Raw genomic sequence first — 12,402 nt, forward strand, 5'->3', positions numbered from 1 at the left:
AATTTGAAAAAAGTATCTTTCCTATTAAACTTTATTAGTTACTAGCTGAGTAGTTACAAATTTTAATAAAATTAAAAAAGCCACTTTCCAGTAGCTTTTAATCATTTAAAATCAGTTGAAGAATAATGTCATCCAACTTATCTTTATTTCTTTTTATAAACTCATGAGCATCATCACAAAGCTTTTCTATATTACCTTCTGATTTATTATCTAACTCTAAAGATCCTTTATATAATCTTGGATTTATTCTATAATAATTCCATTTATTTTTAGAAGAATCAAATATCTTTCTTAAAATAAAATCATCAGTGTTTGATTGAGCTGCAAATAGAATATCTATTATAGGGGTACCATCAGGAAAACGCGGAATAACAACGCTAAGGAATTTTGAAACACTATATAAGTCTTTGATTTTATTAAGGTTATAAGCTTTTTTGTTCTTAAAAAACTAGAATTTTTAAAGATTGTCTCAAAAATCAAAATGTTTCAATAGATTGTACTCTATTGAGATATTCTATGACCCATTGAAAAATAAGGGTTTTCAGTGTCTCAATAGGCTTGTTTTTTAATCCTTAACGTTGTTAAATTTTAAAAAAAATCAAAAAATCCTTAAAAATCAGTTCTTAGCGTTGTTATTCCGCGTTTTCGGGAGCAGAACGGTATAAGATATTGATTTTATTAGGTTCGATTAATTTTTTAATTTTCTTAACGTTGTAAAACCGCGTTTTCCTGACGGAACCCCTTATAGGCATAACCCACTTTGCTCCACCTTTAGTCTTTAGATGTTCATAATTTTTATATCCCTCTTTATGACCTGTACCAAGTGATATTAAAATCATATCATCAGACCCAGGAAATGATGGTTTATTATCCTTAAGATGCTTTTTAAAATCGATATTTCTAGCCTCTGCATATGCTATAAGAGCTGGATTGTTTGCAAAGATTCCTCCATCTATACAGTTGTATATATCATTGTTCAAAGATATAAGTCTTTTTGCATTGAAATAAACTGGAGCTGAAGAGGTAGCTATAACAACATCTTTTAATTTAAAGTTTTTTAAAGGTTTTCTTTTAGCGTTTAAACTATCAAAAAAAATCTCCTTAGCTCTAATAAGATCATAAGAAGTTGTCATGAAGGGTTTTATAGTGTCACTTAAGTTTATATCCCCGAAAAGAGACTCAGATAGCTCTTCTAAGGCTTTTGTGGAGTATTTAGGACGAAGGATTCCACCAAAAGATGAAACCCTTCTAATTATATTTTTATTAAAAATCTTATCTCCACAATTTTTATAAAGCTGTACAATTTCTTGTGCAGTATGATAATTAGGAGAGGTGTAAAGAGCACCTAGAATTCCTCCAGTACTTGTTCCAACAATTAGATCAAAGTATTCGTGAAGAAAGACCTTACGGTTAACTTTTTTAGAAATTTCATTTTCTAAATATTCACAAATTATTGCAGGAACAATTCCTTTTACTCCTCCACCGTCAATAGATAAAATTCTCAATTTTTTCATATGAATCACTATTTAATAAGAGGAGCTACGGCATTTTTAAATTGCCAGTTGTGGTATTCATCCCAGTCAATACTCCATGTCATAAATCCTTTAACATTTTCGTATCCTCTTCTTTGAACTTCTCTCCAAGCGTTAACGAATTCATTCATGTTAGCAGTTGCACCAGTACCAGCAGCACCTACTCCAGCGGGAACTCCGATAGCTAACATCTCTTCAGGGATAGGTCCAATAGGGAATAAAGTCGCCCATTCTCCTCCCCAAGCAGGACCATCATGTCCTTTGATAAGAGCTTCTGTAAACTCAGGAATGAATGTTTCTGGAGTATTACACATTACAGGTGTTCCGCTTCCATTGAATGGATAAATTCCAGTACCAGGAGCGTTATAGTATTGTGGATGAATAGTAGTTATTAGATGTTTTGTTTTCTTGATTAAATCGATGTATAAAGTTCCAAATCCATCATCTATTAAATAAGCTACCTCAGGAGCCATTGAATATACGAAGTTAGGATCCTTAGCTCTAAAATGCTCAACAATCTCTTGGATAGCTTCAACAACATATCCAGTTCCGTTTTTAGCACTTTGACCTTCTAAGTCAACGTCAAATCCGTTGAATCCATATTCTTCGATTATTTGTATAACACCATTTTTGAAGATCTCTTTATCGCTATTAGATTCTAGATGGAACACTCCATTTTGTCCTCCAACAGCAATTATAACATTATGACCTTTTGCTTTCATTCTAGCAACTTTTTGCTTGAACTCTGCACTAGTTACTTTTCCACTTAATTCAGGATTGAATTGAGGAGTTAAGTAGTCATTAGAGTGCTCGATGAACGATACAACTATTGTATCGTATTCAGAAGGAACATCTTCTAAGTCGATATAAGAAGTTATATTAGAGTTTCCTCCCCAAGATGACCAATATCCGATAAGTGATTTTTTACCAGTTCCAGTAGATTCTTTTTTAATACTTACTGTATTTGTAATGTAGTATGTTACTTCAGTTTCTCCTACTCCAGCAAAAACAAGTTGAATATCATTGCTACCTGTTAATAAAGGAAGTGTTGAAACAGCAATATTAACATTTAACATAGAAGATCTTCTTGTCAATTCAACAGGATTTAAAGATGATTTGAATCCATTTACATAAACAGCATACTCAGAATGAATATTTGTATGAGGTACTGATACAGTTCCTAAAAGAGTAGTTTCTTCGCCATTTAAGTAGATAGTTCCTACTTCAATAGCTCCTGTTATAGGTAATCTATCAGGGAAAGAAGCTGTAGGTGTTTCAGGGTCTACAGGAGGCTCAGGATCAACAGTTCCACCACCGATGATTTCTCCGTTAATCATAAGAGTTACAGGTTGACCGTTTAAAGTAGCGTTAGCAGCTATATTATTATCGAAGTCAGCACCGTTTCCATTAATACCTTCTATTGTAAAACTTCCATTTGGTCCAAGGTTGAAGTGTGCAGCACCAGACCAGTCAGCACCAGAAGTAATAACTATTCTGTTTCCAACTTTAGAAGCGTTTATTTGCCATTGTGAAAGTCCAGATGCAGGTGAATCAAAACTTAATTCCCAATTTCCACCGAAGTTTTCGCTAGTGTGTGAAATTAATTCTAGATTAGCACTGAATCCAGTTCCCCAAGATTGACTTGATGTTAATTTTAATGTAGCTATATTGTCAGTAGTTGGAGGAGGAATTACTTCCTCTTCGATAGTAGCTATATTAGAGTATTTTGTTATTTGCTCTAATGAGTTAGTACCAGTATATGAATAGATAGCTTCTACAACGTAATCTCCAGCTGTTAAAATGCTGTTGAATGTAACAGCCGTAGTAGGTGTAGTAGTAGTTCTTTGTTCAATAGTATTTCTAACTGAAGTTTTTAAGATATATGTAACTTGAGTTATTCTATTTTGAGGATCTGATACTAATTTAGAAATAACAGTAGCTTTTTTGTCAGCTGTAGTTAATTCAACACTTCCAATTGTTGGAAGTGTAATTTCAGGAATTTCAGGATCTACAGGAGGCTCAGGATTTTCCACTTCGATATCTAAATCGAAGATTGTTTTTTCAACAGCAGCAAGAAGCTCTTTAACTTCGAAGAAGTAAATGATAGAAGACTCCATAGTTAAGCTGTTCATTTTATTTTTTAATTCAATTAATTGTATATTTAAAGCTTCAAGTTCATTAGAAGAATCAACAAACTTTTTCTTTAGATTGTTGTAGTGACTTAAAACGTTTGAAAAATGCGATTTAATGCTTTGTATTTCTAAAGTATTCATTACACACTCCTTGTTTAAAAATTATAGTGCAGTTTCTGACCATGCTTCATTTGATGTAGGTGGGTTATCCCATGCAGAAACATACCATCCGTTAACATAGTATTTTCCTTCGTAGTAAACTTTTGTATTTCCGTTTGGATATGTCATTGATTGATGCCAAACAGGAACACCGTTGTATATTCCACAATCTTGTGAAGGAACAAGATTAGCCGCGTTAGGGTTAATGTTATTATAAACTTGGAAAGCTTTAGAGAATGCTAACTCTTCTTGTGCTAATCCAGTAGAATCAGGACCATTAACTTCAGAACCGTTATTAGCTTTATCTCTATTAGCAGACCAGAATGTGATCATACCAACATTTTTTGTTTTACAGAATTCAAGAACTGGAGTAACATCTTCTAAGTAGAATGTATTGAATGCACCAGTATCGTTGATTCCTATCTCTGGACAGATACCAACCATAGCCCAAAGTTCATCATCAGTTTTTATAATTCCATTATTGCTATAAAGTGTTTTTAATTGTGATTGTAGGTTTGTCATAGCAGATATAGATTGCTCAGCCATATTACCAGCATAAGCTGATCCATAACACATAGCCATGATATTAACTCCTTCAATTTCAACTCCAGCTTTAATAGCGTCATCTAAAAGAAGTAATTCGTTTTGATTTAATCCATAAGGCATAACTGGAAGTGTAAACCAAATTCCAACATACTTTCCTTCAGCATTTAGTTCATCTTGTAAAAGTTTTATAGCTTGGTGATTTCTTTTGTTAGCATCACAAGTTGTATTTCCAGAAGTACTATTGTGCTCCATATCAAAGTCAACTCTGCTTAAGTTCCAATTATCAATAATAGATTTATATTTATTTTTTAAGTCTTGGATATCAGTTATAACTTCATTTAAATATGGTCCGTTAAGTCCACCAAATGATATACAAACATCTCCACCCATTGATCTTAATCTTTCTATATCTTGCATAAGTCCAGCATTAGTTCCTTTGTTTCCAGGTAGGTTTAAGTTTCCTGCCCAAGCTGGATTTTTGTTAGAATCAGCAGTTATAAATCCTAGGTTATAGAATTGAACACCAGTTATTTTAGATTTGTCAGCTAAGGCAAATTTAAAATTTACATCATCTCTAGCAGCATCAACGAATGGAGCGAAGATTGCTCTTGGCCATTTTGTTGTTGGTGTAGGATTAGGGTTTGGCTCTGGATCAGGGTTAGGATTAGGATCAACAATCTCTCCTTTTATATTAATGATATTAGAGTTTAATAAAATTGTTCCAGTTTTTGATCCGATATCATATTTGCAGTTACAATTAAAGAAATAGTTTCCTTCAGTAACATCAGCAAATTGAATATGCTCAAATGGATTGTCTTTAACAACTGTTTCAACAGTTACATTACTTGTATTTTTTAAAGTGTATGTAACTTCAGTTATAGCAGAATCCATATCAACAATTTTAGTTAATAATCCTTTAGGTGTGTTACCAAAGTTTGTTAAAGCTGCACAACAGATAGTAGGCACTTCCTTATCAACTAATTGAATAGTTACTGTGTTTGATTTTATAGTTTTACTTTGAATAACTTCATTAGCACCATCGTAGTAATAAGTAGCTATAAAGTAGAAGCTTCCAGTATCTCTGAATTTGAAATCAACAGAGAATAAAGATTCAGGAAGAGCGATATGAGCTACTTCAACAGTTGATGTTCCAACTTCTTTATATAATTTATATTCAATGTTATTTAATCTTATTTCTGGATCTATGATATCTTTAAGAGTTCCAACAAGAGTGATTCCTGTATCCTCTAATAGTGCCGTATTAATTTCAGGAACAACTATTTCAGGAACTTCAGGTTCTCCTCCTTCGATGATATGCTCTAAATCGAAAATCATTTTTTCAACATCATAAGCTAAAGCTTTTATTTCATAAAATTCATTAATGCTATTAGTACTATTTAAATTATTAGCTAATCCGACTAAAGCTTCTAACTTATTTTTTGTTATATTGTATTCAGGATTTGAAGATACAATATCCATAATTACGTTCATGCTTGTTTGAAGAGTTTTAAATTTATCAAACAGAGATGAAATTTTAGTTTTTAAGTCACTAACTTGAAAATCTAGTTCGTTATTTGAGTTCAAAATAAAAAACCTCCTATTTTTAATCCGTAGAATAGTTTTAATTCATAATTGTTTTATTAATTTTATTTTTAAATTTTTAATTTCTTAAAACTTGTAAAAAAAGAAAAAATATTTCAAAAATATTTAAGTTTAATGATAAGTTAATCTATATTAGCATAAGTAGAATGAAATTTCAAATCAAAAAAAATTTAAAATAAATTAAACTAGCTAAAAATCTAAGTATAAGTGCACTTAATTAAAGGGATTTCATAGCTATAAAAAAAATTTTTTAAAATTATAGTTGATTATTTTTGATAAAAACTGTATTATGTTTTCATAAAAGTTTAAATACGTTTGATAAAAACAGAGAAAAAATATGAAAATATAATTCAAAGTATAATTAAATTATATCTAAAAACTATTATGTTAGATGATGATAAGTAAAATATTGTAGTTAAGATATTTTTATAATGGAAGGAGATAGTATGTTCTTTAATAGAAAAAATAAAGAGCTAAAGAAAGAGATTGCTAATCTAATTGCTATAAATAAGGAATATGAAGAAAAATGTGAATATTATCAAGAAAAATATTTACAAATAAAAACAGAATATGTTGAAGCTCTGAAAAGAAACGAAAATTTTAATAATGCATTTAGAGAAAGCTTTTCAGAATTATCTTCAAAATTAATATCAGTTGAGATTACACTTTCTAAATTAGAAGAAAGAAATACAGATTTTACAAAAACAGAAAATCTTTTAAGAAGATTTCAAGAACTTGAAAATGATTTGATAAAACTATCTAAAGAGATTTCAAGATTGTCAACATTTTTAGAAAAACATACAGATTTTAATAAAGAAACATCAACTTATCAAGGAAAACTTGAAAAGTCTTATAGAATGTTTAAATAAAAAAATTTACTAATGGAGGATAAAGTTACAAATGAAAAGAACGAATAATGATTTATTTCCTATTGTAGATAGAGAGCAAGAGTTTCAAAAAATATATAATAACACAATAGAGAAGGTTAATTACATAAATAGCAAATATGCTGAAAATCATAATGGAATAGAGTGCGAAGAGTTAGCTCCTTTAATTGAACAAATGAATGATTTTGTTTTAAATTTAAGCAGAGTTACAAAATTAGAAGAGTACTTATCTTTCAAACTTTTAGTACAAAAGATTTTAAGACTTTTAGGAGAGTGTGATCACGATGAAGTGGTACCACCAGTAGATCCTGAATTAGAGCCAGTTGTAATAAAGGCAATTTTACAAAATTTAAATAAAAAATTAGTAGGAGAGTTATTAACTTCTGAAAATGACTATTTAATAACATCAGTAGAGTATGAGCTATACAAAAATAATACAAGAGTAGAAAAAGTAACTACAAACTCAGCTTCAGCGGCAGCAAACTTTACATCAACAGAAGCTGGAAGCTACTACTTCTTAGCGAAATACTACTGGTCAGATAAGTATAAGCAAATTATGTCTAATACTGTGGTAATAGAAGATGAAGAGGTAATTCCACCACCAGTAGATGGGGAGTTCCCAGCAACATTACCATACTCTAACTTATGGGCACATACTGTAAATTCAAACGGAAATTATGAAATAACTTTAAATAATACTTGGGGAGTTATCGATAGCAGATTAGCTGTTTATTTAGATGGACAATTATCTGAAATCTTAGATACAAACTATACAGCTGCAAATAAAGGATCGGCTAAGAACGTTGTGTCAGCTTCTAAGTTCCCTTCAAACAAAGATTTAAAGTTTGTTTATAAAGTAACTTATACAAGAGACGAAAAAACTAACGATAAAGTAACAGTTTACTACAAGAGTACAACTGGAACAATAGAAATTGCAACGCCTGATGGAGGAGTTAAATATTGTAACTACCCAGAGTGGAACCCTGAAATTGAATATGGATCAGCAACTAATAAAATAGTTTATTATAATGGATTACATTTCAGACATACAGGATGGGCTTCAAAAGGAGATAAACCTTTAGTAGAGGGATGGTCACCTTGGACAAAATTATCTGACTCAGAAGAGGCAGCTATTAATTGCCCAGGAAATCACCAAATGGATTCAGCAGGAACAGCACCTAACGCTCATTTAGAACCAATGAATGTTTCTAACGTAGAAGGATTAGGAACTCCAATGGAAAAAATGCACATAACTTATACTCCAGAGTGGGGGAAATGGGGAGGAAGAAAATATACTCCAAAGATTTCTCCATGGAACAAGATATCTCATATGCAATATGCATTCGTAGATGTAATCCCTGATTATACAGGAAACTTCTTCACAGATAAAGATGATATATCTCACTTAACAAAGTCAGCAGCAGATGCTCCAAATGGAACTAGCTTAAACGTATCACCAAATATCTTCGATCCAGGTGCAGCGTTCTCAGCTTACGGAGGAACAAATGCATTTATGACTGAGTACAACGAAATGTCTAAAAAATATCCATATGTTAAGCCAATCGCTTCACTAGGTGGATGGTCAAGATCTGCATTCTTCAGAGATGCAGCTCAACCAGGAAAAATCGATCACTTCGTACAAAGATGTATTGACTTTATAAGAGAGTTCAATATGGTTGGAATAGATATTGACTGGGAATTCCCTTGTTCAAGAAGAGATGCAGATTTAGTTGATAATAAAAACGACTTAGGAACTCCAAGAGCTCAAGATGACGAAGAGTACCTATTCACAAACTTAATGCAAGCTTTAAGAAAAGCATTAGACAAAGCAGGAGAAGAGGATGGAAAATACTACTTCTTATCATGTGCTATTGTTTCAGGAAAAACTCACATACTAAAGAGTGGAATTGGAGTATGGCATCCAACTTGTGACTTCATCAGTTACATGACTTATGATGTACATGGAGCGTTTGATCCAATTACAAACCACCAATCATACTTATTCCAAAATCCAAGTGAGCCATTAGCAGAAACAAATCCTAATGAAAATGCAATGTCAATAAATGATTTAATTCAATTTGTAACAACAACTTACGGAGTACCTGTAACAAAAATTACTGTAGGTTCACCATTCTACTCAAGAGGTTGGTCAGGAATCTTTAAACCAGCTTCAGGATGGGTAAATGCAAGTACACCAGGACTATACGCAAGAACGAATATTGATCCAACGGCAAGCGAAACAAAAGGATGTTCAGCTCCAGGAACAATGGATGGAGGAAGAGGAGCAGGAGTATTACCTCTAAACCATTTAAATAAATTAATAAAAGGTGAAAGTGTATCAGTTAGAACACTAGATATGAACGGACCAGCTAATCCACATGCAGGAACAGTATTAAAAGGAACAGACTTTAAATACTACTATGATGAGGCAGCTCAAGCTCCATACTTATACAATGAAACGGCAGGAATCTTCTATACATACGAAGATGAGAGATCAGTAGAAGTAAAATCTCAATGGGTAATAGATAACAACTTAGCAGGAATAATTTCATGGGATATCGCAATGGATGACTATGGAATCGATATGCATAGTTCGGAAGCTACATCAGCTTACCCATCTTTATACCAAGCAGATCACCTATTAACGTCAGTGATATTTGAAAAGTTCAAAGCGAACTCTTTAAGATTAAACTACTTAAATAGACTTGCTAGAAGATAATAAACTTAAAAAAATAGAGTGAACGATTGTTCACTCTATTTTACTATAAAAATAAAGACAACGGAGGGAGTATGTATCAAGAGTTAATATATAAATTTGACTTTTCTAGATTTAAAGTAGCGAAAGAGATTGAATTACAAACAGATGGAAGAGTTGTAAATGCTACATTAAAAACAGAAGACTCTTTTGGAAATACAATAGTAAATGAACTAAAAAATATAGAGATATTAGATGGAAAAAATATTTTAAAATTTGATTTGTTCTATGGAGATAGTTGTGAATTGACAATCTTTGGAGAAGAGATATCTTACGAGAATATAGATGATATAAAAGTTAGAGAGATAGATCAATTACCATTTGTAGCAGGAGCAGATGCACCTAATGAACATATGTTAGAAAGAGCTATGGATAAAACTAAAATGATTGCTACAAGTAATTGTTCTTCAGTAGGAGATAATACTTGTGATAAAGCGTTAGATGGAAATTTAAACACATATTTTTTAAGTCAAAGTTATTCGGAATCTCAGAGTGGTGATTTTGTAGTTGATTTAGGAGAAACCTCTTTAATCAACGAGATAGAATTTACAACAAATAGTGATAATGATGGAAAGATAAAATCATACACTATTCTCTACAAAAGTTTTTCGGCAGACTCTTGGAAAGAGATTCATTCTTCTATAAATGATGAAGTTTTGAAGAAAAGTGTGACTTTTAATACTATTTTAGCAAAAGAGCTTTGCATAAGAGTTAAAGAAAGTGGAGCCAATAGTATATATATATCAGAAATTGGAGTATATAAATATTCTTCGCTAAAAGATGAAATTTATGGATTGTTTACAGGCGAGGATAGAGATGAATTAGCTTCAGATGTAACTCAAGAGATGATAGTAGACTTACAAGAGAGAGTTATTTATACTGAAGATTATATGAGATTATTAGAACTTGCGAGTGATCTATATATAGAAAAATATTCATTATCACCAAAGATAATAAAAATACCTTTAAAAGATGAAGCAGTGGTTAAGAGAGTTAGTTTCAAAGCCTCGCGAGATATGATAAAAAGTACTTTGAAATACACAGATTCTTTAGGTGTAAAGAGAGTAAAAAGATTATATTGGTACATTGAAAACAAGATAGATGGTGTTATAACTATTGGAGTTGAAGAGTTTGCAGGTAAATTAAGAGTTCATACAGATGATATTGAACTTTTAGTTTATGGAACAACTGATGCTGAGCTTGTAAGTTTTGAAACGTTTCCAATAGAAAGCTTCTCTTTAAAAGAGGAGATGGATAATAAGATAGATTTAAGCACATCATTCTTCTCGGAAAAATATCCAGATGATACTTTAATTATGAAGAAAGAGTATTTGATAGATGAGATTAGACTTTTAACAGATGAAGAGGTAAAAGTATTTATAAAAGATATAGGAAGAAGTACTCGTTTATCTTGGGACGAGGTAGCAGAAGTACAAGAATATATTGAGATTGGAAAAATAGAAAATAACTCTTTAAAGCTTCCAAATAGATATTTTACAACAGAGATAAAATTAAAAAGTGAGTCTGGAAAAAGTTATATAAATGGTATTGAAGTTTATCAATACAATAGTATCGGAGAAGAGGTTGAAGGTTTATTTAAGGATTCAACTTACAAAGAACTAAAAGAAACTGTTACTTTTGAACAGATTTTAGATGTTGAGTCTAGAGTAAAAGTAGATGGGAAATATATAGATAAAGTAAAACTTGCAAAAAGTCTATTTATTCAAAATAGTTTTACAGAGAAGATAAAATTTGAATTTTCTTCAGAAAGAATATTTAATCAGATAAAATTTGTAACTTTAGAGCAGCCGTATAGAGTAGATTTAGTATATGAGAATCCAACTGGTGATATTCTAAGAAAGAATTGTGATTTTACAATAGATGATGAAGAGGTAACGGTAAGTTTCCCGAAGATTCACGCAGTAAATGCGAAGATGCAAGTTTCAGGATTAGAAAGGCTTTATAAACCAAAAGCAAATTCGTTTAGTATGAGCTCTTATGTTGTTGAAAATGATTCGAATGAAGAGTTTAAAGTTTTAGAAAATATATCTGAAGTTGAAGTAAAACAAAATGGTAGTTATACAGATTATTTTATCTCTTTAAATAAAGAGGAGCTAATTTATAAATTTAAATCTTTGACGAGAGCTAATATTTTTGTAAAAGATTTGTTATCTGGAAATTATATAGAGTTTAAAGAGGATGATGGTATTTTAAAATCAAAAGCCGGATACTTAATAAAAGACTTTATCTATAGAGTATATAATAACTTAGCAAAAGAGAGTGTGTTAGAAACTCTTAAGGCTTATAAAAAAAGTAAGGTAAAGATAGCAATAGATAATCTATTCCTAGATTCAACATGTACTAAACTCTCTGATTTTGTAACACTAGATTATATTTTAGATTTAGAAAAAATGATTGTTTCTTCGAATGAATATAGATTAAAAATTAATATCGCTAAAAGTTTATTTATAAATGATACAACATATTTAGAAGAGATGGTAGAAACAAATCCAAATATGGCAATCTCAAAGTTAATACTAAACTTTACAGAAAACGTTGAAAATATTTTTGAGTATCAACTATATACTAAAAATGTCTTTGGAGAAGAGATTGAAATAATTGATTATACAATAGAAAATTTTGATGATATGAAAGAGATACATTTAAGTTTTGATGAGATATTTGCTCAATCATTAAAAGTGGTATTAAAAATATCAGAGGCTGAGATTTGGAAATTTGCTGTGGCATACGAGGAATATAAAGAGCTAAATACAAAATAGAAGGGAGCA

6 protein-coding genes are annotated in these 12,402 nt (G+C 31.0%); 3 read left to right on the forward strand and 3 right to left on the reverse strand.

The window, feature by feature from the left end:
• Positions 1-632 precede the first annotated feature (632 nt).
• The 3 genes from L988_RS08150 to L988_RS08160 are packed head-to-tail and all read right to left on the reverse strand — an operon-like array spanning position 633 to position 5,953.
• On the reverse strand, positions 633-1,514 hold the full coding sequence (locus L988_RS08150; protein ID WP_052191761.1) for a patatin-like phospholipase family protein: 882 nt from the start codon (positions 1,512-1,514) through the stop codon (positions 633-635).
• Between the two features lie 8 nt (positions 1,515-1,522).
• A complete protein-coding gene (locus L988_RS08155) occupies positions 1,523-3,805 on the reverse strand; it encodes a glycosyl hydrolase family 18 protein (protein ID WP_047383279.1) in 2,283 nt (760 codons plus the stop codon).
• A gap of 21 nt (positions 3,806-3,826) precedes the next feature.
• Complete coding sequence (locus L988_RS08160; protein ID WP_047383281.1) at positions 3,827-5,953, reverse strand: chitinase; 2,127 nt, start codon at positions 5,951-5,953, stop codon at positions 3,827-3,829.
• A gap of 464 nt (positions 5,954-6,417) precedes the next feature.
• Here L988_RS08160 and L988_RS08165 point away from each other — a divergent pair, with 464 nt between their 5' ends.
• The 3 genes from L988_RS08165 (at position 6,418) to L988_RS08175 (ending at position 12,393) form a co-directional block, all read left to right on the forward strand.
• The gene (locus L988_RS08165; RefSeq protein WP_047383282.1) at positions 6,418-6,840 is read left to right on the forward strand and encodes a hypothetical protein; all 423 of its coding nucleotides are present in this window, start codon (positions 6,418-6,420) and stop codon (positions 6,838-6,840) included.
• 31 nt (positions 6,841-6,871) lie between these two features.
• Positions 6,872-9,577 carry a glycosyl hydrolase family 18 protein gene (locus tag L988_RS13280; protein WP_052191762.1) on the forward strand — a complete coding sequence of 902 codons (2,706 nt, stop codon included), beginning with the start codon at positions 6,872-6,874 and terminating at the stop codon, positions 9,575-9,577.
• A 71-nt stretch (positions 9,578-9,648) separates the two neighbouring features.
• The gene (locus L988_RS08175) at positions 9,649-12,393 is read left to right on the forward strand and encodes a discoidin domain-containing protein (protein WP_047383284.1); all 2,745 of its coding nucleotides are present in this window, start codon (positions 9,649-9,651) and stop codon (positions 12,391-12,393) included.
• Positions 12,394-12,402: the final 9 nt, after the last annotated feature.

Origin of the sequence: Cetobacterium sp. ZWU0022 (assembly GCF_000800875.1) — a bacterium.
Classification (GTDB): domain Bacteria; phylum Fusobacteriota; class Fusobacteriia; order Fusobacteriales; family Fusobacteriaceae; genus Cetobacterium_A.